At 73.8% G+C, this 23,660-nt stretch carries 16 protein-coding genes and 2 pseudogenes; 10 read left to right on the plus strand and 8 right to left on the minus strand.

The window, feature by feature from the left end:
* Window positions 1-139: 139 nt before the first annotated feature.
* Together ACZ4YY_RS10190 and ACZ4YY_RS10195 are read left to right on the plus strand one after the other, a co-directional pair.
* A pseudogene (locus ACZ4YY_RS10190) lies at window positions 140-483 on the plus strand (dioxygenase); the annotation flags it as partial.
* Between the two features lie 302 nt (window positions 484-785).
* On the plus strand, window positions 786-2,129 hold the full coding sequence (locus ACZ4YY_RS10195) for a pectate lyase family protein (protein ID WP_468286278.1): 1,344 nt from the start codon (window positions 786-788) through the stop codon (window positions 2,127-2,129).
* A gap of 226 nt (window positions 2,130-2,355) precedes the next feature.
* Here the strand turns inward: ACZ4YY_RS10195 and metG are convergent, their stop codons facing one another.
* On the minus strand, window positions 2,356-4,071 hold the full coding sequence (metG, locus tag ACZ4YY_RS10200) for a methionine--tRNA ligase (protein WP_468286281.1): 1,716 nt from the start codon (window positions 4,069-4,071) through the stop codon (window positions 2,356-2,358).
* A 131-nt stretch (window positions 4,072-4,202) separates the two neighbouring features.
* Window positions 4,203-6,089 carry a VWA domain-containing protein gene (locus tag ACZ4YY_RS10205; protein ID WP_468286284.1) on the minus strand — a complete coding sequence of 629 codons (1,887 nt, stop codon included), beginning with the start codon at window positions 6,087-6,089 and terminating at the stop codon, window positions 4,203-4,205.
* A gap of 277 nt (window positions 6,090-6,366) precedes the next feature.
* Here ACZ4YY_RS10205 and ACZ4YY_RS10210 point away from each other — a divergent pair, with 277 nt between their 5' ends.
* The gene (locus ACZ4YY_RS10210; RefSeq protein WP_468286287.1) at window positions 6,367-8,460 is read left to right on the plus strand and encodes a PhoX family protein; all 2,094 of its coding nucleotides are present in this window, start codon (window positions 6,367-6,369) and stop codon (window positions 8,458-8,460) included.
* A gap of 236 nt (window positions 8,461-8,696) precedes the next feature.
* Here ACZ4YY_RS10210 and ACZ4YY_RS10215 read toward each other — a convergent pair whose 3' ends face one another.
* A complete protein-coding gene (locus ACZ4YY_RS10215; protein WP_468286290.1) occupies window positions 8,697-9,491 on the minus strand; it encodes an alpha/beta fold hydrolase in 795 nt (264 codons plus the stop codon).
* A 120-nt stretch (window positions 9,492-9,611) separates the two neighbouring features.
* Between ACZ4YY_RS10215 and ACZ4YY_RS10220 the strand changes: the two genes are divergently transcribed.
* Window positions 9,612-10,940 (plus strand): aminotransferase-like domain-containing protein, encoded by a 1,329-nt coding sequence (locus ACZ4YY_RS10220; protein WP_468286293.1) that lies wholly within the window; start codon window positions 9,612-9,614, stop codon window positions 10,938-10,940.
* On the opposite strand, the gene ACZ4YY_RS10225 is transcribed toward ACZ4YY_RS10220, so the two are convergent.
* Both ACZ4YY_RS10225 and ACZ4YY_RS10230 read right to left on the minus strand, forming a co-directional pair.
* The gene (locus tag ACZ4YY_RS10225; protein ID WP_468286297.1) at window positions 10,937-11,812 is read right to left on the minus strand and encodes a hypothetical protein; all 876 of its coding nucleotides are present in this window, start codon (window positions 11,810-11,812) and stop codon (window positions 10,937-10,939) included. The genes ACZ4YY_RS10220 and ACZ4YY_RS10225 overlap by 4 nt on opposite strands.
* A 474-nt stretch (window positions 11,813-12,286) precedes the next feature.
* Complete coding sequence (locus ACZ4YY_RS10230; RefSeq protein ID WP_468286300.1) at window positions 12,287-12,739, minus strand: hypothetical protein; 453 nt, start codon at window positions 12,737-12,739, stop codon at window positions 12,287-12,289.
* Between the two features lie 416 nt (window positions 12,740-13,155).
* On the opposite strand from ACZ4YY_RS10230, the gene ACZ4YY_RS10235 reads away from it, so the two are divergent.
* The 3 genes and pseudogenes from ACZ4YY_RS10235 to ACZ4YY_RS10245 all read left to right on the plus strand — a co-directional run bounded on the left by ACZ4YY_RS10235 (window position 13,156) and on the right by ACZ4YY_RS10245 (window position 15,809).
* Window positions 13,156-14,586 (plus strand): hypothetical protein, encoded by a 1,431-nt coding sequence (locus ACZ4YY_RS10235; protein ID WP_468286302.1) that lies wholly within the window; start codon window positions 13,156-13,158, stop codon window positions 14,584-14,586.
* 95 nt (window positions 14,587-14,681) lie between these two features.
* A pseudogene (locus ACZ4YY_RS10240) lies at window positions 14,682-14,849 on the plus strand (transcriptional regulator); the annotation flags it as partial.
* Window positions 14,850-15,092: 243 nt separating this feature from the next.
* The gene (locus ACZ4YY_RS10245; protein WP_468286305.1) at window positions 15,093-15,809 is read left to right on the plus strand and encodes a GAF and ANTAR domain-containing protein; all 717 of its coding nucleotides are present in this window, start codon (window positions 15,093-15,095) and stop codon (window positions 15,807-15,809) included.
* A gap of 191 nt (window positions 15,810-16,000) precedes the next feature.
* Here ACZ4YY_RS10245 and ACZ4YY_RS10250 read toward each other — a convergent pair whose 3' ends face one another.
* Window positions 16,001-16,774 carry a hypothetical protein gene (locus ACZ4YY_RS10250; RefSeq protein WP_468286309.1) on the minus strand — a complete coding sequence of 258 codons (774 nt, stop codon included), beginning with the start codon at window positions 16,772-16,774 and terminating at the stop codon, window positions 16,001-16,003.
* 541 nt (window positions 16,775-17,315) lie between these two features.
* Between ACZ4YY_RS10250 and thrS the strand changes: the two genes are divergently transcribed.
* Window positions 17,316-18,584: a threonine--tRNA ligase gene (gene thrS / locus ACZ4YY_RS10255; protein ID WP_468286594.1), complete on the plus strand. Its 1,269-nt coding sequence runs from the start codon at window positions 17,316-17,318 to the stop codon at window positions 18,582-18,584.
* 13 nt (window positions 18,585-18,597) lie between these two features.
* Window positions 18,598-19,560, plus strand: a complete 963-nt coding sequence (locus tag ACZ4YY_RS10260) for a nucleoside hydrolase (protein ID WP_468286312.1) — start codon at window positions 18,598-18,600, stop codon at window positions 19,558-19,560.
* A 121-nt stretch (window positions 19,561-19,681) separates the two neighbouring features.
* Here ACZ4YY_RS10260 and ACZ4YY_RS10265 read toward each other — a convergent pair whose 3' ends face one another.
* Window positions 19,682-20,641, minus strand: a complete 960-nt coding sequence (locus ACZ4YY_RS10265) for an LAETG motif-containing sortase-dependent surface protein (RefSeq protein WP_468286315.1) — start codon at window positions 20,639-20,641, stop codon at window positions 19,682-19,684.
* A gap of 245 nt (window positions 20,642-20,886) precedes the next feature.
* On the opposite strand from ACZ4YY_RS10265, the gene ACZ4YY_RS10270 reads away from it, so the two are divergent.
* On the plus strand, window positions 20,887-22,533 hold the full coding sequence (locus ACZ4YY_RS10270) for a glycoside hydrolase family 13 protein (RefSeq protein ID WP_468286318.1): 1,647 nt from the start codon (window positions 20,887-20,889) through the stop codon (window positions 22,531-22,533).
* A 106-nt stretch (window positions 22,534-22,639) separates the two neighbouring features.
* Here ACZ4YY_RS10270 and ACZ4YY_RS10275 read toward each other — a convergent pair whose 3' ends face one another.
* Complete coding sequence (locus ACZ4YY_RS10275; protein WP_468286597.1) at window positions 22,640-23,395, minus strand: DUF4142 domain-containing protein; 756 nt, start codon at window positions 23,393-23,395, stop codon at window positions 22,640-22,642.
* Window positions 23,396-23,660 lie beyond the last annotated feature (265 nt).

The raw sequence follows: 23,660 nt of genomic DNA on the forward strand, positions 1-23,660 counted from the left end.
CCCCAGTGAGACGCGCTGCCGCCCGGGCGCGGAGTGAGACGCGCTGCCGCCCCGGCGCCGGGGGGGGGGTTCCCCCCCCCCCCCCCCCCCCCCGGCCCCCCCCCCCCCCCCCCCCCCCCCCCCCCCCACTTCTGCGTGCTCCGAGGGTGGCGGTGGCGCCCCGACCGACGCCCCCTCCGGCACGCCGACCGGCACGCCCACCGGCCTGCCGTCAGGGACGCCGACCGGTTCGCCGCCCGCCGGGGGCGGGGGCGGGGGCGAGGGCCACGAGGAGCCGACCAGCGACACCCGCTACCTGCGCGGCACCTGGCGGACGGACAAGGCAGGCTTCGTCACCTTCAGGAAGGTCCTCCCGGGCTGGTACCGGGGCCGCTGCGTCCACATCACACCGAGGTGCACGTGAGCGGCGCGTGGACGGACGCCGGCTACGAGGGCGGCACCACCTGCCACACCGGCCGGTTCTTCTTCGACGAGGAGTCGGTGCCGGGAGTGCGTCTCCGGGCGGGCGCCGACGAGCACGCGGCGCGGGCGCTGACCGACGCGGCGGAGTGCCACCGCGCGGCCCGCCCCCTGCCGGCCGGGGCCCGCACGGCGCACGAGTACGCGGAGGTGGCCGGACCGCGCGGCAGGGCCTCCACCGCCTCCCGCGCCGCCCGCACCGCCCTCGGCCTCGACGAGACGCCCTCCGCGGTCCGCAGAGAAAAATCTCCGGTGCGGCAACTCTTCACCTCCCGGCGGCCACTGACGAGGCGTAAGGCAATCTACCCACCAGTAAGGACTCCTCCGTGGCAGCTCCCTCCCACCGCCGGTCCCTTCGCAAGCGGCGCGTCCTCGCCGTCTCCGCCGCGGTCGTGGCCGCCGGGGTCGGCGCCGGTGTGTTCGTGATGAACGCCAACGCCGACGCCGCCGACCTGTACCACCAGACGCTCGCCGCCAAGGACGGCTGGGCGTCCTCGGGCGCGGGGACCACCGGCGGCGCGAAGGCCGACGCCGCGCACACCTTCACCGTCTCGACCCGCGCCCAGCTCGTGAAGGCCCTCGGGTCCGCGTCCGACACCACCCCCCGGATCATCAAGGTCAAGGGGATGATCGACGCCAACACCGACGACGCCGGCAAGAAGCTGACCTGCGCCGACTACGCGGCCGGCACCGGCTACTCGCTGGCGGCGTACCTGAAGGCGTACGACCCCGCCACCTACGGGCGCTCCAAGCTGCCCGCGGGCACCCAGGAGAAGGCGCGCGCCGCCGCCCAGGCCAAGCAGGCGAAGAACATCGTGTTCAGGGTCCCCGCCAACACCACCCTCGTCGGTGTGCCCGGCACGAACGCCGGGATCAGCGGCGGAATGGTCCAGATCCAGAGCGTGGACAACGTCATCGTCCGCAACCTGACCTTCGCCGCCACCGAGGACTGCTTCCCGCAGTGGGACCCCACCGACGGCGACGACGGCAACTGGAACTCCAACTACGACTCCGTCACCCTGCGCGGGGCCACCCACGTCTGGGCGGACCACAACACCTTCACCGACGCGCCGCGCTTCGACACCGCCAACCCGGCGTACTACGGCCGCGAGTACCAGATCCACGACGGCGCCCTCGACATCACCAAGGGCTCCGACCTGGTCACCGTCTCCCGCAACGTCTTCGACAGCCACGACAAGACCATGCTGATCGGCGGCAGCGACACCGACAGCGTCGGCAAGCTGCGCGTCTCCCTCCACCACAACGTGTGGAAGGGCATCACCCAGCGCGCCCCGCTGGCCCGTCTCGGCCAGATACACATCTACAACAACTACTACGACGTCACGACCCGCAACGGGTACGCGCCGCAGTACAGCATCAACTCCCGCGCCAAGGCCCAGGTCGTCGCGGAGAACAACTACTGGAAGCTGCCCTCCGGCGCGAAGGCCGCCAAGCTCCTCAGCGGCGACGGCACCGGCGCGGTCAAGGGCGGCGGCAACCTCGTCAACGGCACGGTCACCGACCTCGTCGCCGCCTACAACGCCGCCTCGTCGAAGGACCTGAAGACGACGGTCAACTGGACGCCGACCCTGACGGCGGGCCTGGAGACGTCGGCGGCGAACCTCCCGACGACGCTGGCGACGACGACGGGCGCGGGCGTCCTGAAGTAGCCCGCCCACGGGAGCCCGGGACGTTCAGTCCCGGGCCTCGGCCGTGCCGTGCGCATCCCGGCTCACCCAAGGCGCATCGCTCAGCAGCCGAGCCCGAGCCCGAGCCCGATCGCGAGCAGCGACTCCCTGGTGAATCTCTGATTCGTGTCACTCGGCGTGGCTGGATGTGCAAAGGAGACGGCCCGGGGAGCCTTGGGGCTTCCCGGGCCGTGTCACACCTCGGGTCCTACGCCGACTGGCCGCCGAAGCGCTCCTTGTAGGCGGCCAGGTCGTCGTCCGTGAGCTTGGCGAAGAGGACCGGGGGGACCGTGAACGGGACGCCCGCCGGGACCGACGTCAGGGACTTGGCGGTTTCCTCACCGATCCAGGTCGCCGTGTCGTCGGGCAGGGAGAACGCCTCGCGCATCGTCTTCGCCGTGGCCGGGATGAACGGCTCCGACACCACCGCGTACAGGTGGATGAGGTTCATCGCCGTGCGCAGGGTGAGGGCGGCGGCCTCCTGGTCGGTCTTGATCTCCAGCCAGGGGGCCTTCTCCTCCAGGTACGAGTTGCCCGCGGACCACAGGGCGCGCAGCGCGGCCGCGGCCTTGCGGAACTGGAGCGACTCCATGTGCTCCTCGTACTCGGCGAGCAGGCGCGCGATCTCCTCGCCGAGCCTGGTCTCCGCCTCGCCGGGCTCGCCGCCCGCGGGGACCTCGTCGCCGAAGCGCTTGCGGGAGAACGACAGGACGCGGTTGACGAAGTTGCCGAGGGTGTCGGCGAGGTCCTTGTTCACCGTCGCCGTGAAGTGCTCCCAGGTGAAGGACGAGTCGTCCGACTCGGGCGCGTTGGCGATGAGGAAGTATCGCCAGTAGTCGGCCGGGAGGACCTCCAGGGCCTGGTCGGTGAAGACGCCGCGCCGCTGGGAGGTGGAGAACTTGCCGCCGTAGTACGTCAGCCAGTTGAAGGCCTTGACGTAGTCGACCTTCTTCCACGGCTCCCGCACGCCCAGCTCGGTGGCCGGGAACATCACGGTGTGGAAGGGCACGTTGTCCTTCGCCATGAACTCCGTGTAGCGGACCGTGTCGTCGGCCTCGTACCACCAGGACTTCCAGTCGCGGTTCTCCGGGTCCTGGTCCGCCCACTCCTTCGTCGCGCCGATGTACTCGATCGGGGCGTCGAACCAGACGTAGAAGACCTTGCCCTCCGCCGCCAGCTCCGGCCAGGTGTCGGCCGGGACCGGGACGCCCCAGTCGAGGTCACGGGTGATCGCGCGGTCGTGCAGGCCCTCGTTCAGCCACTTGCGGGCGATGGAGGAGGCGAGCTGCGGCCAGTCGTCCTCGTGGCGGGAGACCCACGCCTCGACCTCGTGCTGGAGCTTCGACTGGAGGAGGAAGAGGTGCTTGGTCTCCCGCACCTCCAGGTCCGTGGAGCCGGAAATCGCCGAGCGCGGGTTGATCAGGTCGGTCGGGTCCAGGACACGGGTGCAGTTCTCGCACTGGTCGCCGCGGGCCTTGTCGTAGCCGCAGTGGGGGCAGGTGCCCTCGACGTAGCGGTCCGGCAGGAACCGGCCGTCGGCGGGGCTGTACACCTGCCGGATGGCGCGCTCTTCGATGAAGCCGTTCTCGTTGAGGCGGCGGGCGAAGTGCTGCGTGATCTCGACGTTCTGCGGGCTGGAGCTGCGGCCGAAGTAGTCGAACGCCAGCGCGAAGCCGTCGTAGACCGCCTTCTGGGCGTCGTGGGCCTGCGCGCAGAACGCGTCGACCGGGAGACCCTGCTCCTTCGCGGCCAGCTCGGCGGGGGTGCCGTGCTCGTCCGTCGCGCAGATGTACAGGACGTCGTGGCCGCGCTGGCGGAGGTACCGGGAGTACACGTCCGCCGGGAGCATGGACCCCACCATGTTGCCCAGGTGCTTGATTCCGTTGATGTACGGAAGGGCGCTGGTGATGAGGTGTCGAGCCATCGCGGGCTGCTCCCAGGTCGGTCGTTTCGCGAACCTTGAAATCGTAGCCGACACGGGTGGGCCGCCCGCCTCCCGTTTTACGGGGTGGGAGGGGGCGGCCCGGTGCGTCGTCGGTCGGGGTCAGGCGGGCGTCACGGACGCCAGGTGGCGAGGACGCCCTCGTACAGCTCCTGGTCCGTGAGCTCGCGGGGGGCGGGGCCCGCGTGGAAGAAGGACGTGTTGCCCGTCTTCAGCTTGCGCAGGTAGTCGAACGCCTTGTTGTCGTGCTCACCGAAGGCGATGAAGGAGAAGAACACGGTCGGGTGGTTCTTCGCGGCGTCCGTGAGGGACTGGGTGGCGGGGGTCTTGGCGTCGGGAGCGCCGTCGGTCTGGAAGACCACGAGGGCGGGCGAGCCGCCCTTCGACGCCTTCGCGTGGTGGCCGACGACGGCCTCGACCGCGGCGTGGTAGCTGGTACGGCCCATACGGCCCAGACCGGCGTGCAGCTCGTCGATCCTGGTCTCGGGGTCGGCGAAGGTGAGGTCGGCGGTGCCGTCCAGCTCCGTGGAGAAGAAGACGACGTGCACCGTGGGCTCCGCGCCCCGAGGGGCGAGGTGGGCGGCGAGGGCGAGGGTCTGGTCGGCGAGCGCCTGGGCGGAGCCGTCCTTGTAGTACGGACGCATGGACGCGGACCGGTCGAGAACGAGGTAGACGTCCGCGCGGGCACCGACGAGGTCCAGCTTCTCGAGGGTGCCGGCGGCCGCCCTGTGGGCGGTGGTGAGGTGGGCCGGGACGGGGGTCGCCGCCCCGACGGCCGCCGCCGCGACGGACTCGGGGCCGGTGCCCGGCGCGGACTCGGAGGCGACCTCCTCGACGGCCGCCACCGCGGCGGGCTCGGTCTCGGCCTCGGAGGCTTCTGCGACGGGCTTGGGCTCGGTCTCGGCGGCGGGCTTGTCGGCGGCGGGCTCGGCCTCGGCCTCGTCTGCGGCGGTCTCGGTCTCGGGCTCGTCGGCGGCGGGGGTGGCTTCGGCCTCGGGCTCGTCGGTGGCCGGGGTGGCTTCGGCCGCAGAGGCTTCTGCGACGGGCTTGGGCTCGGTCTCGGCGGCGGGCTTGTCGGCGGCGGTCTCGGGCTCGTCTGCGGCGGTCTCGGTCTCGGTCTCGGGCTCGTCGTCGGCGGACTTGTCGGCGTCGGTCTCGGGCTCGGGCTCGTCCGTGACCTCGGCGGCCGGTGCCGCCTCGGGCTCGGCCGACTTCGCGGGCTCCTCCGGGGCCTCCTCCGCCACCGCTGCCGTCTCAGCGGCCCCGGGCTCCTCGGACGCCGTCGCCTCGACGACCGGCTCGGCCTCGGGCGTCTCCGCGGCGGGGGCGGTCTCGTCCTTCGCCTCGGGCTCCTCGGTCACCGGGGCGGTCTCTTCGCCGGCCGGTGCCGGGTCCTCCGTCACCGCCACGGGCTCGGCCTCGGCCTCGGGCTCCTCGTCCACGACCGGCTCCTCCGCCGTCGCGGGCTCTTCGTCCACGACCGGCTCCTCCGCCGTCGCGGGCTCCTCGTCCACGACCGGCTCCTCCGCCGTCGCGGGCGTCTCCGGGACGGGCGCGGGTTCCTCCGCCGTCGCGGGCTCCTCCGTGGCAGGCGCGGGCGTCTCCGCCGCCGCCTCCGCGGAAGCCGATGGCGCCGCCTCCGCCGAAGCCGACGGAGTCGGCTCCGCGACGGTCGGCTCCGTCGCCGTCTTCCCCTCCGGCTGCACGTCGCGCGGGCCCGCCGGCTTGGGGACCGTGACGTTGTCGAAGGCCGCCGCGACCAGTTCGTGTTCCCCGTCGGCGGTGGCCTGGCGGGGGTCCGGGACGTGCGCGGTGGTGGGGGTGGGTTCCGGGGACGGGCCCGGAACCTTCGGGGCGGCGGAGGCCGCGGCCCGGTCCGGTGTCGGCGTTCCGTCCGTGGCTTCTGCCTGCGAAGGAACCCGTTCCGCACCCTCTGCCTCGGCGGTACGCACCTTGCGTGACCGGCCGAACGCGTTCCGCAGGAGAGTGAGAATGCCCATGTGCGCAACCCTTCGCTGAGTTGAAGCCCGTCAATCCCTGGCCAGGACGGACACGTAAGGTTAGCGGCCCCGGGTGGCGATCTTCGGTAGGGGTGAGCGGGCGGACGGGCGAGTGTCAACAGCGCCTCGGGCCGCACCGGGCCCGCCCTCCGACTCGACTCCCAACCCCCTTGTGGCTGCCGGGGATTCACTCCGCGTTCATCCAGCGTCCGCGCTTCCGCACATACGTGCCCCTACCGTCACGCTCACACCATGGGCACGCAAGGGGAGATTAAAGGTGCGCAAGCTGCTGCCGCTGATCGGAACGCCGTCCACGTCACATCCCGGCGGACGTTCCGCCCTGACCTGTCGTTTCCGGTGTGGTGACGCCTGCTTCCACGAGGTGCCCAACACCAGCGACAACGAGTACGTCGGCGATGTCATCGCGGGGGCGATCGGCCGCCGTTCGATGATGCGTGCCGCCGCCGTCGTCACCGTCGCGGCCGCCGCCGGCACGGCAGGTGTGGGCGGGGCCCGTCCGGCGCAGGCCGCACCCGCCACGGGGACCGGGGCCGGGTCCGCGCCCGCGTCGGTGGCCGGGAAACCGTCCTCGGGCGCGCGCGGCCTGCGCTTCGCGCCCGTCGCGCCGAACACCGCCGACGCAGTGACCGTCCCGGACGGCTACCGGCAGAACGTCGTCATCCGCTGGGGCGAGCCGATCCTGCGCGGTGCGCCGGCCTTCGACCCGGAGAAGCAGACCGCCGCCGCCCAGGCCGGGCAGTTCGGCTACAACAACGACTTCCTCGCGCTGCTGCCCCTGCCGGGCGAGCGGAACCGGCAGCTCCTCGTCGCGAACCACGAGTACACCGACGAGGTGCTGATGTTCCGCGGCTACGACGCCGCGAACCCGACCCGGGAGCAGGTGGAGATCGCCTGGGCCGCGCACGGGCTCTCCGCCGTCGTGGTGGAGGGGGAGCGCAGGACCGGCCGGCTGGTCGCGGTGCCGCGGCATCCGCTGAACCGGCGCGTCACCGCCACCACCGAGTTCCGTCTGACCGGACCCGCCGCCGGCTCCGACCTGCTGAAGACCTCCGCCGACCCGACCGGCACGAAGGTGCTCGGCACCCTCAACAACTGCTCCGGCGGGACGACGCCGTGGGGCACGACGCTGCACGGCGAGGAGAACTTCAACCAGTACTTCGCCAACGCGGGCCGCGCCACCGACAAGCGGTACGGGCTCGGGACCGGGGCGACGGAGCGCAAGTGGGAGCGGTTCGACCAGCGCTTCGACGTCGCCCGGGAGCCGAACGAGCCGCACCGCTTCGGTTACGTCGTCGAGCTCGACCCGTACGACCCCGCCTCCACGCCCCGCAAGCACACCGCGCTCGGACGGTTCAAGCACGAGGGCGCGACCGTTCGGCTGACGGAGGACGGCCGTCCGGTCGTCTACTCCGGGGACGACGAGCGGTTCGACTACTTCTACAAGTTCGTCGGCAGCAAGCGGATGCGGAAGGGGTCGTCGCGGGCCGTCCGCGAGCACAACCTGTCGCTGCTCGACGAGGGCACGCTGTACGTCGCCAAGCTCACCGGTGACTCCCCCGCGATCGAGATCGACGGGACCGGCAAGCTGCCCGGCGACGGCGAGTTCGACGGCAGCGGCGAGTGGATCCCGCTGGCGACCGCGACCGCCGACGGCGCCGTGTCGCACGTCGAGGGGATGACGGCGGACGAGGTCTTCGTCTTCACGCGGCTCGCCGGGGACAAGGTCGGCGCGACGAAGATGGACCGGCCCGAGGACATCGAGCCCAGCCCCCACACCGGCAAGGTGTACGTCGCCCTCACCAACAACTCCAACCGCGGTGTCGGGACGAACGCCAGGGCCGACGAGGCCAACCCGCGCAACGCCAACAAGCACGGCCACGTGCTGGAGCTGACCGAGCGCTGGAACCGGGCCGACAGCAGGAGGTTCGCGTGGACGCTGTTCCTCGTCGCCGGCGACCCGGACGACCCGGCGACGTACTTCGCGGGCTTCCCCAAGGACGACGTCAGTCCGATCTCCTGCCCGGACAACGTGGCCTTTGACCCGCACGGCAACCTGTGGATCTCCACGGACGGCAACCAGCTCGGCTCGCACGACGGACTGTTCGGCGTCGCCACGCGCGGGCCGCGGCGCGGTGAACTCAAGCAGTTCCTGACCGTGCCGGTGGGCGCGGAGACCTGCGGTCCGCTGGTGCAGGACCGGCGGGTGCTGGTGGCCGTGCAGCACCCGGGCGAGGTCAACGGGGCGAGCGTGGAGAAGCCGGCGAGCGTCTGGCCCGACGGCCCCGGCACCATCGTGCGGCCGGCGGTCGTGGCGGTGTGGCGGGCGGACGGGTGTGACGTCGGCGTGTGAGGGACGGCGACCGCCCGCGACCATCCGACCCCGGCGGTCCGGGTGGCTCGGGTGGTCCGGGTGGTCCGGGCGGTCCGGGCGGTCCCTCAGATCTCGCGGAGCGTGAGGGCGACGAGCAGCGACCGGCGGTCGGTGTCGGGGAGGTCCAGGAAGTGGGCGCGGCACGCGGAGACCTCCTCCGGGACCAGGACGTGGTGCCGGGCCCGGGGTGACGGGCCCGGGGCGGTGGGAGGGGATCAGGGCCGCTCCGCGTCCACCCGGTCCAGGAACTCCCCCAGCACCCGGTTGAACTCCTCGGCCCGCTCCAAATTCGGCATGTGGGCCGCGCCCTCGATCACCGCGAGACGGGCTTCGGGCAGCGCCGCGTGCAGGGCCCGCGCGTCCGACACCGGGGTGTACTCGTCGTCCTCGCCGACGACCACCAGGGCGGGAGCCGTGACGCGGGGGAGGAGGGGGCGGTAGTCGGGGCGCTCGGCGCGGCCGCGCAGGGCCGCCGCGGCGCCCTCGGGGGGCGTGGACGTCATCATCCGGTGCACATGGGCCTTGACGGCCTCGTCCGCGGAGGGGGCCACCATCTTCTCCAGGACCTCGTCGGCGTACCCGCGCATGCCCTCGCGCAGCAGGCGGTCCGCCGTCGCGTTGCGTGCCGCCCTGCCTTCGGCGGTCTCGGCCGCCGGGAAGGTGTCGGCGAGGACCAGCCCGCGGACGCGGTCGCCGAACCGCCCGTAGCAGTCCATCGCGATCTGGCCGCCCATCGACAGACCGGCGAGCACGAAGCTCTCCACCTTCAGGTCGTCCAGGAGCGCCGCGATGTCCTGCGTGAAGTCGGAGAGGAGCGTGACGCCGGGGACGACCGGGGAGGCGCCGTAGCCGCGCAGGTCGGGGGCGATCACACGCCGTCCGGAACTGAACGCCTCGATCTGCGGACGCCACATCGTGCGGTCGAAGGGGTGGCCGTGGACGAGGACGAGAGGCGTACGGGCGCGGGAGACATCCGCGCCTTTGTCCTCGTATGCGAGGAAAGAGGTCATGTGGTCGACCCTAGAGCGGCCCAACTCCTCGGTGCAATAAGATCTTTGCCCTCGGTGCAATCGCGGAGTTGTCCGACCGGGCGCCCGCGCGGTCACCGCGACGGCGCAGCTGGGGGCCTCATGGACGACTACCGGCGCATCGCCGACCGCATCGCCGCCGACATCGCCGAAGGGCGGCTCGCACCCGGTCAACAGCTGCCCCCGCAACGGCGTTTCGCCCGCCGGCACCGCGTCGCCGCCTCCACGGCGGGCCGCGTGTACGGCGAACTCGCGCGGCGTGGGCTGGTGGTGGGCGAGGTCGGACGCGGCACGTTCGTGCGGGCGGCGCCGGACGTGCCGCCGGGGCGGGCGCTCACCGAGCGGGCGACGGCCGCGCCGGTGAACCTGGAACTCAACTACCCCTCGGCGCCCGGCCAGTCGGAACTGCTCGCCCCCTCCCTCGCCCCGCTCCTGCGGCCCGACGTGCTGACCGAGGCGCTGCGGCCGGCCGCCGCCACGGGCACCGAGGCCGCACGGCAGGCCGCGGCCGGCCTGCTCGCCGTGCGCGGGTGGCGTCCCGATCCCGGGCAGTTCCTGTTCACCGGCAACGTCCGGCAGGCCATCGCCGCCGCGCTCGCCTCCCTGGTCCGCGCGGGCGGCCGGGTGGGAGTGGAGGAACTGACGTATCCGCTGGTCAAGGAGATCGCCGCCCGCCTGGGGATCACCCTGGTCCCGATCGCCGGTGACGAGGAGGGCCTCCGCCCGGACGCCCTCACCGCGACCCACCGCACGGCACCCCTGTCCGCGCTGTACCTCCAGCCGGCACTGCACAACCCGACCTCGGCGCGGACGGGCGAACGCCGTCTGCGGGAACTGGCCGAGACGGTCGCCCGTGCGCGGCTCCCGGTCGTCGAGGACCGCGTCTGGTCCTTCCTCCGCCCCGACGAGACCCCGCTCGCCGCGTACGTCCCCGGTCTCGCCCATGTCGTGGACGGGCTGTCCAAACGGGTGGCACCGGGGCTGGGCGTGGGGTTCCTCGTCGTACCGGGGGAACGGGTCGAGGCCGTGGGTGCCGCGGTGCGGTCCGGGGGGTGGGGCGCGGGGCGCTTCGCGCTGGAGGCGGCGGTGCGGTGGGCCGGCGACGGCACGGTGGGGCGGCTGGTCGCCGCGAAACGGGAGGACGCCGCGCGCCGCCAGCGGATCCTCGCGGAACACCTGCGGGGCTTCGCGGTACGGACCGACCCGCACGCCTACTTCGCCTGGTGGGAACTGCCCCGGCCCTGGAGGGCGGACACCTTCACCGCGGCGGCGGCCGCCCACGGCATCGCCGTCACCCCCGGCACGGCGTTCGCCGTCGCCCCCCACCGCACCCCGGACGCGGTGAGACTGGGGCTCGCGTCGACGGGTGAGGAGGAGTTGGCGCGGGCGTTGGGGACGCTGGTGACGGTGGTGCGAGGGGCGACCCCCTAGGGGGTGGGCGGCCGCGTGAGCGGGGTGGGGGGTTCCGGTGCGGTCCGGCGGACGCGGCGCGTGGCCCACAGGGCTCCCGCCACGGTCAGTCCCAGGGCAAGCAGCAGCCAGGACGCGGTGCGCAGCGTGGCGGTGAGGGCGTCGTAGACGGCCGCCGCCGCCGGCCGGTGGGTCCGGTGGGGGACGTCGGTGAGGGTGAGGTGGCGGCCGACCGCCACCGCGACGCCCAGCAGCGCGCCGCCGAGGGCCGTTCCGAGGGCCGTCGCGGTGAGGGCGTGGCGGCGGCAGACGGCCACGGCGATGCCGGCGACGGCCAGGCCGACGGCGGCGAGGGGGAGCCAGAAGGCGGCGACGTCGAGCACGTGGTAGCCCTTCCGCAGCGTGGCGAGGTCGGCCGCCGGGAGCAGCGCGACGTGGGTGTGGGTGACCGGCACGCGGTCGGCGAAGGGCACGTTGTCGGCGGCCATCTGGTCCTTCATGCGGGTGGTGACGGTCGCGAGGTCCACGGTGACCGCCCGGTCTCGGCCGTCGTGAAGTGCCGTCATGACGGCGGTGTGGGCGGCCTCGTTGCCCGCGTCCCAGGCCGTGCGGTAGGCGCGGGTCGCGGTGAAGGAGCGCACCGCGTCCCGCACGTACGGGTCCATCCCGCGCAGCCCGGGCGTGGTGCGCACGAGGCCGTCCCCCACCGTCCGCGCCACCGCGTCCCGGACGGCCGGGTCGGCGGCGAGCGGCGCCATGGTGGTGACGTAGCGTCCGGTGTCGGTCAGCCCGTACGCCGCCCAGGCCGCCAGCGTGCCGAAGGGCAGCGCGAGACAGGCCAGGGCGATGAGGACGGCCGAGCAGGCGGTCCGCAGACGTCGGAACGGGGACACGTCTCCAGGCAAGGGGCCGGGGCCGCCGGGCGCGAGCGGGGGACGGCCACCCGGGTGGCTACCCGCTGCGGCGGTCCGGCCGACCCCGGCCCGGAGCTGGGGTTTCCGCTCTCCGGTGGAGGCTTCACCCGAACGGGTGTCTCATGGATTCCGAGGAGCTGTGGATCCGAGGAGCTGTGGATCCGAGGAGCTGTAAATCGAGGAGCTGCGGATTCCGAGGAGATCGGATCAGGGCACGAGCGGCGGAACTCGGACATCGGATGCCGGATATCGGATATCGGGGCAGCCGTGGGTCCGGAGGGCTTCAGGGACCTCGTCGGACGCCGGGGAGCGGAATCCCGGCAGCCCGGTGAGTGGAGGGATGAGGGAAGGCGTGGGCCCCGGCGGTACAGCCGGGGCCCACGCGCACGTCCGGCGGCCTCGGGGTCCTTGCACTGTGCCCGCCCGACCAGGCGCTCATGGGGCGAGGACCCCTCAGCCGATGCGGTCCCCCTGGGCGTCCTCGTGCGTGTAGTAGCGGTAGAAGACGACGGCGAACATCCCCGCCCCCACGGCCACGCCGATGCCCGTGGAGTACAGCACGCTCGCCCCGGACTGCTCGACCAGGAACCCGATGGCGCAGCCGGTGAAGGCCGCCCACAGCCCGGCGTGGAGTTCGCGCTTCAGCCGTGGCGCGACGGCACGCACGGCGACGTACAGCACGACGAACGCGAGCGCGGTCAGGAAGCCGAACAGGATGTTCCAGCCGGTGACGGGACCGCCGGAACGCCGGTTGGCCGCGGCCCAGTAGCCGTAGACGAGCCCGACCACGACGGGAAGCGCCCACCTCGCGATGAGGTGGGTGCGCGCGCCGAACACGTCCGGTGCCGGGGAAGGGGTGCGCGGTTCGGGTGCCGGTGACGGTGTTGCGGGTGCCGCGTGAGCCATGGGAGCACTCCTCTCTCCTCGCCTACCAGGGCACACCTGGCCCGCCTCCGCGGCAAGTCGACTGCCCGGATGCGCGGCGCGGCACCCCGTGTTCCGCTGAAGCGGTGAGCGACCGAGGGGTCAGGGGCTGACCGAGGGGTCAGGGGCTGCTCGGCCGCTACCCGCGCGCGGCGCGGCGTGGCGTCCTGCAACGCCAGGAGCCGCTGACGCTCCGCGGTCGCAGCGTCACCCGGCCGGTGCCGCTGGTGATGCTCGTGGTCATCGCCTTCGCCGACTTCGAGGGGGAGAACGGCGGGGGCGCGGTCGGGGCCGGGGGCGACGAAGCCCCCGTACGGGGACGTTTGCGTTCCTGGGACGTCTCTGCGCAGCGCCAGCGGTTACGGTGCTGAGGTACGTGATCGACAGGGGAGGGGACGATGCCCGGAACCGTGCTGCTGCTCGCGGCCTCACCGGTGGGCAAGGGGTGCCTGGTGGACGCGGCCTCCGTGCTCCCCGTGCTCGCGGCCGTGCCGCCCGCCGTGCTGGCCGGCACCGACACCGCGAACGTCGTCGAACTCGCCGACCCGCTGGAGCCGCAGGCCGTCCTCACCCGGTTGCGGGCCGCCGCGGCCACCCCCGGGCCGCTGACCCTGTTCGTCACCGGCCAGCTCCAGCTCGACCGCCGCCAGCGGCTGCCGCACCTCGCGCTGGCCCGTACGACGCCGGCGACCGTCCGCTACACCGCGTTCCCCTGGCACTGGTTCCGCGAGGAGCTGCGGCTGCGGCCCGTCGGCTCGACGACGGTGCTGCTCGATCTGCACGCGGACGCGGAGACGTGGGCGTGGCTGCGGGGGCAGGCCCTGGACTGCGGTCCCTCGGTCGCCCTGCACGGGCGGATCGCACCCCCGCCGGGGCGACGCAGGGTGGCCGCGCCGACGTACATGCGGGCGGTCGCGACGATACTGCGCAGCGGCGGACGCCCCGGGCTGGAGCAGCTCCACCAGATGGCGCTGGCCCGGATCACGGGGGAGGGCGAGGTGGGCGACCTGGTCCTGTCCGGCAACACCCCCGCCCCCACGGCCGCGTCGGTTCCGTTCCCCAGGGAACCCGCCCCCGGTGCAGCCGCCCTGCTGACGGCCCCTCCGGCGGGCTCGGGGCCGGGGGGCTGGGGGCCGGGGCAGCCGGGACCCGCAGGTCTGGGTCCCGCAGGACCCGGTCCCGGGGGACTCGCTCCCGGAGAGGCCGCCGCCGCAGGTCTTGGGCTCCAGGTGCACGCACCCAGCGCTCCGGACCCCGACGGCCCGGGCCCGCAGGGATCCGCCGGTGGGGGATCCGCCTTCGAAGGATCCGGTCCGGAGGGGCGCGCCGCCGTGGATGTCACCCCCGGGTCTCCGTACCCGTCCGGGCACCCTCACGCGCCGGCGACGTCCGACGACCCCCATGCCGACGACCCCCACGCGGGTGTCGCGGCCGCCGTGCGGGCCGGGGACCACGGGGCAGCCGACGAGCTGGCCGCCCGCTGGGAGCAGGCGGCCGTCGACGCGCACGGCGGCGGCTCGGAGGAGGCGCTGCACTGGTCGGAGGTGCGGGCGGACCTGGCGATGTTCGCGGGGGACGCCGAGCGCAGCTGCCGTACCTGGATGGCGGTGGCCATCGCTCGGCTGGCCGCCGGGCAGCCGGCGGACGCCCCGGCCGTGGAGGCGGCCGTGGACCGGGCGCACCACCAGTGGGGGCAGATCGCGGACCCCACCCGGGCCCGTGAGCTGGGCCCCGCCCTGGCCGACCTGCGCGGCCGGGTCCCCGGCCGCCGCGAGGGGGCCCTGGACCACGTCCGCCGGCAGCTGCGGCAGCTCCAGACGCAGGGCTGAGGGGTCCTCGCCCTCGCCCCCCGGCCGGCGATCCCGCCCTCGTCGCCCGGATGCACCGCTCGGTGGCCCGCACCCTCCTCGCCGAGGGCCGCCTCGCCGAGGCCGACGCCTCCCTCGCCGACCTGTGCCGCCTCCTCGGTGACCTGCTGCGCCGCACGGGCCGCGTGGAGGCCGCCCTCGACGCCCTCCGCACCGGGCTCGGCCACCGCACGGCCCCCGGCACCACGACCCTCGGCCCGTCACCGGCCCAGCCGCCGCTGTAGGGCCCGACAGGCCCGTCCGTCACCGGCACCCGACGGCCGGAGGGCGCCCTCGGGTCCACGGCGGCCCGGCCCCGGTGCCGGACGCGGGGACGGTCAGACCGGGTGAAGCAGCCGGCGGACCCGTACGGGTAGCGCTGACGTTCCGGGGAAGTCCCTGGCAGTGCCGGTTCTGCCGACGGCGCGGGGGTACCCGGCCGACGACGAAGAGGCGGGAGAGCCGAGGCCGGCGCGGAGGTGGTCGCCGTGGCCCATGGGGACCCGGACCGGGTCGCCGACGTGATCGCCCAGGAGGTCCGGGGGGTCGAGCCCGGGGACGTGCCGGAGCGGCTGTGCGCGGCGGCCGTGCGGTTGTTGCCGGTGAGCGGCGCGAGCGTGTCGCTGTGCGGCGACGGGATGCCCGTACCGCTGAGCGCGAGCAGCGCGCGGGCCGCGTATCTCATGGAGCTGCAGGCCACCCTGGGCGACGGGCCGTGCCTGCGGGCCGCGGAGACGGGTGTGCCGGTGTTCGCCAGCGACCTCACGGCGGGCCGGGACGCCTCGCGCTGGCCGGTGTTCGCGCAGGAGGCGGCGGCCGCCGGGGTGGGGGCGGTGTACGCCCTGCCGCTCGGCGACCGGGCGATGTGCGTGGGCACCCTCGACCTCTACCGGGACGCCCCCGGCGAGCTCGCCGACGACGAACTGCGGACGGCGCACCAGGTGGCCGACGTCCTCACGGCGGCCCTGGTCGCCCTGCCGCGCGGCGAGGAGGCCGGCCGGCGCGGCGACGGGCTCTGGCTCAGCCCGTTGGCCACCGACCACGACGAGGTCTACCAGGCGATCGGCATGGTCATGGCCCAGCGCGGGGTGGCCTCCGACGAGGCCCTGTCCCTGCTGCGCGCCCACGCCTTCGCCCACGGCCGCACGGTTCTGGACGCGGCCCACGAGGTGGTCGCCCGCAGAACCCGCTTCGACGCCGACTGACCCTCCCCCGACCGCCTTCGCGGGACCGGCCTCCGGCCTTCGTACCGGTCGGCTTCGAGGGCCGGTCGCGGCCCGACCGGCGGTCGCGGCCCGGCTGTCGCCCGACCGGTTGGCGCCCGACCGGCGATCGACGGCCCCGCCCTCGAAGGCCGGCCTGCCGACCGGCCTTCGTCGCCCTTCCGCCCGGGATCTCAGACCTGTACCCGCCCCTGCTTCCGCACCTCCGCCAGGCGCTGTGCGCCCAGCTGGACCGCCGCCTGGGTGGCCTCGTTGGGGACGTCGTTGATGCCGCCGTTGACCAGGGCGAACGTGTCCCGGCCGGCGCGGACGACGGCGACGTCGAGCGCCAGAGCGAGGGGCTCGTCCTCGGCGGACCAGTCGGTCAGGGTGATCCGCAGGCCCTGGCGGGCGTCACCCACCTCCGGCAGTGCCTGATCGGTGACCTGCACGTCCAGCACGGTGTCGCCGGGCGCCTTCGCCGTGAACCGGGCGCACTTCTCGGGCAGCGTCCGCAGCCAGGCCAGGTCGCGGTCCACCTCGGCCGGGCGCCGGTCGGTGAGCTGGTAGCGCAGCTGGGCGCCGGTGTCCGCGTCGTCGAGGGCGACGACCGCGCGGGCGGGGGCGCCGAGCGGCTCGTCGGCGTACACCCGGTCGAGGAGTTTCTGGCAGTCGGCGGTCGGGGTGCTCGCCTTCAGCATGCCGTCCCGCCAGGTGGCGGTGCCGCGCGTCGGGGTCCAGGGGCCGCCGAGGTCGGTGTCGGTGATGAGCGCGGCCTGCGCCTGCGCGTCCGTGAGGTCGGGCGTCGCGGCGGGCGCGGCGGACCGGGCCGACGACGACTGCTGCACCGTCGGCAGGGCCGGCCGGGCGTTCGGCGGGTGCTCCAGTCCGAGGGTGGCGCAGGCGGTGACGCCGAGCAGCCCGGTGACGGAGAGGGCGGTGGAGGCGAGGAGGGTACGGCGGGTCATTCGGAGTGCCTCCTGGAGTGGCCGGTGCGGGTGCCTCCCCTTCACGGCACCATCGCCGCCGTGGGCCGACCAGCGCGGCGGGGCCGTCCGGGTTACGGCCGCTGGTGCGCCCGGGTGGCCGCGCCGAAAAACGCTCGCCGCCGTCCCGCCGGGGTTGCTACGGTCACCGCATGAAGCGCGCCCGCATGTCTTTCACGACGACGCCGGAGAGTGTCCCGGCGCGCTGACCACTGGACTGGATGTCCGAAGCCCCGGGGCGAGTGCCCCGGGGCTTCGTCGTTCCCGCAGGTCCCTCGCCCCCGAATCGAGGGAGTCCTCCATGCCCGAGCCCGTGCCCCACCCCTCCGAGCGCCCTTCCGAGCCCCTGCCCCACCCCTCCGAGGACCGGTCCCAGCCCCTGTCCGAGCCCCCGGCCGACAGCCCGCCCGTGGCCTCGTCCGGGATCCCGCCCGTACTCCCGGCCGACAGCCCGCCCGTGGCCTCGTCCGGGATCCCGCCCGTACCCCCGGCCGACAGCCCGCCCGCGGCCCCGGTCGAGCCGTTGTCCGACCATCGCCGTCTCGGCCGCGAGCTCGGTCTGTTCGACACCGACCCGCTGATGGGCGCCGGCCTGCCCTACTGGCTGCCCGACGGCGCCGTCGTGCGCCACGCCCTGGAGGAGTACGTCCGCGAGGCCGAGCGCGCCGCGGGCTACCGGCACGTGTACTCGCCCGTCCTCGGCAAACGCGACCTGTACGAGCTCTCGGGTCACTGGGACCACTACCGCGACGACATGTTCCCGCCGATGAAACTGGGCGCGGAGGAGGTCGTCCTGCGCCCCAGCCTCTGCCCCCACCACGCCCTGATCTACCGCTCCCGCTCCCACAGCTACCGCGAACTGCCCCTGAGAATGGCCGAGTTGGGCGGAATGTACCGCTCGGAGGCGTCCGGGGTGCTGGGCGGGCTGACCCGGGTGCGGGCCATCCAGCTCAACGACGCGCACATCTTCTGCACCCTGGAGCAGGCGGTGGAGGAGGCCCGCGCCGCCCTGGCCCTGATCGCCCGCGCCTACGCGGACCTCGGCATCCGCGCCTCCCGGCACCGTCTGTCCCTGCCCGGCGAGGGCGGCAAGTACGTCGCCGACCCGCGGCTGTGGCGGCGGGCCACCGCGCTGCTCCGGGAGGTCCTCGACGGCTCCGGCGTCGACTACGAGGCGGTCGAGGGCGAGGCCGCCTTCTACGGCCCCAAGATCGACGTGCAGATCACCGACCCGGCCGGGCGCGAGGCCACCCTGTCCACCGTGCAGATCGACCTCCACCAGCCCGAACGCTTCGACCTGCACTACATCGGCGCCGACGGCGCCAAACACCGGCCCGTCATGGTGCACCGCAGTGTCATCGGCAGCGTGGAACGCGCCGTCGCCCACCTGATCGAGGTCCACGGCGGGGCCTTCCCGGCCTGGCTCGCGCCCGTGCAGCTGGTGGTGCTCCCGGTGTCCGAGGCGCAGGAGGAGCAGGCCCACGCGGTCGCGCGGCAGGCGCTGGCACGCGGTCTGCGGGCGCGGGTCGACGGCCCCGGCGAGGGAACTCTCGGCGCCCGCGTCCGGGCGGCGCGTCTGGTGCCGTACCAGGCGGTGATCGGAGAGCGGGAGGCCGCCGACGGCGCACTGGTCGCCGTACGCCTGCGGGACGGCCGGCGTCCGGGGCCGGTGCCGGTCGCCGGACTCCTCGACCGGATCGCCGCGCGGGTCGCGGAACGCGGCACCGGACTGTGGGCGGTGCGTAAGGTCGCTGACGTACCCGGTGGCGGTTCCGCCGCCCGTGACGAGTGAGAGGAGCGCCGTCGTGAACGGTCGGCCCATCCCGGTGATCATCGACTGCGACACGGGTGTCGACGACGCCCTGGCCCTGCTGTTCGCCGTACGGCACCCCGCTCTCGACGTGCGGGCGGTGACCTGTGTGGCCGGGAACACCGACGTGGACGGGGTCGTGCGCAACACCCTGACCGTGCTGGAGCACGCCGGCGCCGGTGACATCCCGGTCGCCCGGGGTGCCGAACGCCCGCTGATCGAGCCGGTGCGGGTGGCCCGGCACGTGCACGGCGCGGACGGGATGGGCGACCTCGGGCTGCCCGCGCCGACCCGCGTCCCGGTCGACGTGGACGCGGTGACGCTGCTGCGGCGCGAGATCCTCGCCTCGCCGCAGCCGGTGACCCTGATCCCCACCGCGCCCCTGACCAACATCGCCCTGCTGCTGCGGACGCATCCCGAGGTCGTCGGGAACATCGAGCGGATCGTGTTCATGGGCGGCGCGGTGGCGACGGGGAACGCCACGCCGGTCGCCGAGTTCAACGTCTGGCACGACCCGGAGGCCGCCGCGATCCTGCTCACCGCGGGCGTCCCGATCACGATGTACGGCCTGGACGTCTTCCAGCGGGTGCTGGTGCCCGCCGGCGACGTCCAGCGGCTGCGCGCCAGTTCCGAGCCCCGGCTGCGGCTGGCCGGTGATCTGCTCGCCCACCGCGACCCGGCGACCTTGGGCGACCCCACGCCCACGGGGGGCCTCGGCGACGCGGGCGCGGTCTGCGCGGTCGTCGACCCGGCGGGCATCACCACCGAGCGCCTCCCGGTCGAGGTCTCCCTCGCCCCGGGCCCCACCCGCGGGCAGACGATCGTCGACCGCCGCCCCCGCCCCGGCGAGGCGGAGGTGCACCACGGCTTGCGCGAACAGCCGCTGGTGGACGTGGCGTTGGGGGTGGACGTGGAGCGCTACGTCAACCTGTGGCTGACGACGGTCGAGAAGCCGTAGCCCCGAGGGGCCCTCGCACCCTGAGCGCCCGATCGGGTCGCGCGGCCCGGACGGGCATGGTGCAAGGACCCCTGGGCCACGACGGTGCCGCGGCCGCCGCGCAGGCCTTTCGGAACACCCCCTAGCGCGCCGTCTTCCTCCGGCGCGTCGCCACCACGATCGCCGCACCGCCGGCCAGCAGCGCCGCCGCGCCCGCGGCGATCACGCCGGTGTTGCCGTCGGCGCCGGTCTCGGCGAGGTCGCCGCCACCGCCCTGGGGGGTGGGCGCCGCCACGGGCGTGGACTGCGACGCGCTCGGCGTCGGCGCGGACGTCGACGGGGACTGGGACGGCGTCGCGGAGGGGCTCGCCGGCGGCACGGAGGCCGACGTCGACGCGGACGGCGACGGCGGGGTGTCGACCGGCGGCGCGGACGGCGAGGACGGCACGGACGGTGACGGCGCCGGAGGCTTCTCGGTGACCGTGCAGTCCTTCGTGCCGCCGTTCCAGGCCGCGATCAGCTTGTCCTTGATGACGGGGCGGTCCGGGCCCTTGGGCAGCTCGCCGTGCTCGAAGCCGTCCTTCTCGCCGAGCTTGCCGTCGAACTTCACCGCGCCCCGGTACAGGTCGATCTGCGCGTAGCAGCCCGCGTCCGGCACGGCGATGTCGAGGGTGTCGGTCTGTCCGGGCTTGACCGTCACGGTGTCGAAGTCGACGAAGACCTGCTCGCCGGAGGTCTCGAAGTCAGCGCCGTGGGCCAGGTAGGAGGCCAGGGAGGCGGTGCAGGTGGTGGCCTTGTCGGCCGTGCGGACGGTGACGTGGACCTTGCCGTCGTCGGTCGGCTTCAGGTTCTGGTCGTCGACCCGGACGGAGTCGAAGAAGTTCTTGCCGTCGAGCGAGAACTGGCAGCGGTCGGTCCCCGTCTCGGTGCCCGCGCCCGTCCCCGGCTGGTACTGGCCGCCGGAGTTCCAGCCGTCGCCGCCGGGCGTCCCGGTGGAGGCCAGGGCACCGGTGGCGGCACCGACGGAGGCCGTGCACAGGGCGAGTGACGCGGCGCCCGCCCCCAGCAGGCGGCGCACGGTGACACGTCTCGCTATGGACATGCGAATCCCATCTTTGGCGAATGCCGGAGCTGATTGGTCAGATCAGGTGAGAAGCGGAGACGCCGAACCCGTTCAGCACACGGGCGGCGGCGTGGGCCCATCGTGATCGGCCTGCATGATCGCTGTCAACTTGCTCCAAACCTCTGGGAGTTCAAGATTCCGCCATGAGATCCCCATGTGCGGAATGATTCACTCCGAGGGGTGCGCATGTTGCCCTTCCCGGCAAAGTGGACAGTCTTCTGTCCGTGACCGATTTCTCTCCGCACCGCCCCGACTGGTGGCGCCAGTCCGTCGTCTACCAGGTGTACCCGCGCAGCTTCGCCGACGCCGACGGCGACGGGCTCGGTGACCTGCGCGGCGTCACCGAACGCCTCGACCACCTGGCCGGACTCGGCGTCGACGCCCTGTGGCTGAGCCCGTTCTATCCGTCGGAACTCGCCGACGGAGGCTACGACGTCATCGACCACCGGGACGTCGACCCGCGCCTGGGCACGCTGGACGACTTCGACGCGCTGGTCGCCGAGGCCCACCGGCTCGGCCTGAAGGTCATCGTCGACATCGTCCCGAACCACACCTCGCACCGCCATGCGTGGTTCCGGGAGGCGCTCGCCGCCGGCCCCGGATCCCCCGCCCGCGCCCGCTACGTCTTCCGCGACGGACGCGGCGCGCACGGCGAACTCCCGCCCACCGACTGGCAGTCGGTCTTCGGCGGCAGTGCCTGGGAGCGCGTCCCGGACGGCCAGTGGTACCTCCACCTCTTCGCCCGCGAGCAGCCCGACCTCGACTGGGGCCACGAGGAGGTTCGCGAGGACCTCCGCACCACCCTGCGCTTCTGGTCCGACCGGGGCGTCGTCGGCTTCCGCGTGGACGTGGCCCACGCCCTCACCAAGGACCTGCGCGAACCCCTGCGCGACCTCGGGGCACCGGGACTGAGCGCCGAGGAGGCCCTGGTGACGATGGCCCCCGGCACCCACCCCTTCTACGACCGCGACGACGTCCACGACGTCTACCGCGACTGGCGCCGCGTCCTCGACTCCTACACCCCGCCCCGCACGGCGGTCGCCGAGGCCTGGGTGCCGGGTGCCCGGCGTGCCCTGTACGCCCGTCCCGACGAGCTCGACCAGGCCTTCAACTTCGAGTACCTCCAGGCCCCGTGGGACGCCGCCGCCCTCCGCGCGATCATCACCGACTCCCTCGCCGAGGCGCGGGCGGTGGGCGCCTCCGCCACCTGGGTGCTGTCCAACCACGACGTCGTCCGGCACGCCTCCCGTCTGATGCTGCCGCCCGGCACCGACCAGAACACCTGGCTGCTGTCGGGCGGTCACGCCCCGCCCGTCGACGAGGAGGCGGGCCTGCGCCGTGCCCGAGCGGCCACCCTGCTGATGCTGGCGCTGCCGGGATCGTCGTACCTCTACCAGGGTGAGGAACTCGGCCTGCCCGAGGTCGCCGACCTGTCCGTGGAGGTGCTCCAGGATCCCCTGTGGGAACAGTCGGGCCGCGTCCGCAAGGGCCGCGACGGCTGCCGGGTGCCGCTGCCCTGGACGCCCACGGGACCGTCGTACGGCTTCGGCGCGGGCGGGGCGTGGCTGCCGCAGCCGACGTCCTTCGCGCGGTACGCCGTCCAGGCGCAGGACGGCGCGGACGGCTCCACCCTGGAGTTCTACCGCACGGCCCTGCGCCTGCGCCGCAAGCTGCTCGTCGGCGAGGACCTGGTCTGGGCGGACGACACCCCGACCGGTGTCCTGGCCTTCACCCGGGGCGAGGGGTGGCGCTGCGTGGCGAACCTGTCGGACGACGCGGTGCCGCTGCCGCCCGGTGAGGTGCTGCTGAGCAGCGCTCCTCTGGCGGACGACGGCCGCATCGGCCCCGACACGGCGGTGTGGCTGGCTTAGGGGTCCTTACAGCGGTGTGGCGGGCTCAGGGGTCCGTGCAGAAGGGGACGCCGCGAGCCGGGCTCCCCTTCTGTTCGGACCCCTTGAGGAGTGCGCGTCGCTCGGTTCAGCCCGCCGGCGCCGGCGCGGGCGTCACCCCGCCGCCGCCCACCACGGACGCGGCGTCGATGTCCACCGGCGTGGCGGTGGCGGTCGGGGGCGGGGTGAGGACGACCATCGGCTGGCCCGCGAGGGGAGGCGGCGGGGTCATCTCCGACTGCGGCAGCTTGGGCGGCGTGGTCTGCTTGAAGAGGGTCTGGTCGTAGTCGACCAGGTTGGTCTTCTCCATGACCGTGATGTGGTCGAGGACGGTGTCGTTGGCCTGGTCGGCCAGGGCCCGCACCAGGCCGTTCTTCGTCGTCGACCGGACCTTCGCCACCGTGTTGAAGATCGAACCGTGCGTCTGGCGCAGGATGTTGGCGAACTCGATGTCGAACTGCTGCCCCTGGGCCGCCTGAAGGGTGTTGACGAACCCGATCTGCTGCGGGCTGGCCACGTTGGGCAGCGTGATGTTCAGCATCGGTGCGATCTTGCGGCAGGTGGTGTCGAGCGCCGCGTGCCCGTCGATGAGGTGCTCGCTGGCCGTCTTGACCGCGGGGCTCTGCCCCTTCTGCAGGCCGATGAAGCCCACCGGGTACTCCCACAGGCCGGCCGCCCGCACCGCCACCACGAAGGCCCGGTCGGACTCGGTCAGCGGCCCCCACTGTGTGGTGGCGATGATCCGGTCACCCGAGGTGGAGACCTTCTCCAGGCCCAGCATGCCCGGATAGGCCAGGGCCGCGAGCGTCAAGCTCAGGGCGCCGCCCACGAAGGCCGTACCCATGACGTTCCGCGAAAAGCGCACCGTTCCTCCTGCCCGGTCGGGGGTCATCCGCCAGTCGTGCGTGGTGCTCGGCGGGATCGGACGCACAGGAGTACGTACGCGGGACGCGTAGTACTCACCGGTCCCGGCAGAACTTCCCCGACGTGCCGCACCCGAGGGCGACGGTCGGGCGCGGTTCCCTCCCGCTCCTTCGTCAACTCCGCCCCGCGCGAGCCGACTTCGGGATCGTTCCGGGTCGGCCCGGCTCGCCTGCGCTCCTGATGCG

This window comes from Streptomyces sp. NPDC030143 (genome assembly GCF_055573695.1).

What these genes read in the sequence shown, in the direction of transcription:
- ACZ4YY_RS10230 (WP_468286300.1), bottom strand. Translation starts at nt 12,739, where the DNA reads ATGGCTCACGCGGCACCCGCAACACCGTCACCGGCACCCGAACCGCGC.
- metG (WP_468286281.1), bottom strand. Translation starts at nt 4,071, where the DNA reads ATGGCTCGACACCTCATCACCAGCGCCCTTCCGTACATCAACGGAATC.
- ACZ4YY_RS10220 (WP_468286293.1), top strand. Translation starts at nt 9,612, where the DNA reads ATGGACGACTACCGGCGCATCGCCGACCGCATCGCCGCCGACATCGCC.
- ACZ4YY_RS10265 (WP_468286315.1), bottom strand. Translation starts at nt 20,641, where the DNA reads ATGTCCATAGCGAGACGTGTCACCGTGCGCCGCCTGCTGGGGGCGGGC.
- ACZ4YY_RS10250 (WP_468286309.1), bottom strand. Translation starts at nt 16,774, where the DNA reads ATGACCCGCCGTACCCTCCTCGCCTCCACCGCCCTCTCCGTCACCGGG.
- ACZ4YY_RS10275 (WP_468286597.1), bottom strand. Translation starts at nt 23,395, where the DNA reads ATGGGTACGGCCTTCGTGGGCGGCGCCCTGAGCTTGACGCTCGCGGCC.
- ACZ4YY_RS10235 (WP_468286302.1), top strand. Translation starts at nt 13,156, where the DNA reads ATGCCCGGAACCGTGCTGCTGCTCGCGGCCTCACCGGTGGGCAAGGGG.
- ACZ4YY_RS10205 (WP_468286284.1), bottom strand. Translation starts at nt 6,089, where the DNA reads ATGGGCATTCTCACTCTCCTGCGGAACGCGTTCGGCCGGTCACGCAAG.
- ACZ4YY_RS10215 (WP_468286290.1), bottom strand. Translation starts at nt 9,491, where the DNA reads ATGACCTCTTTCCTCGCATACGAGGACAAAGGCGCGGATGTCTCCCGC.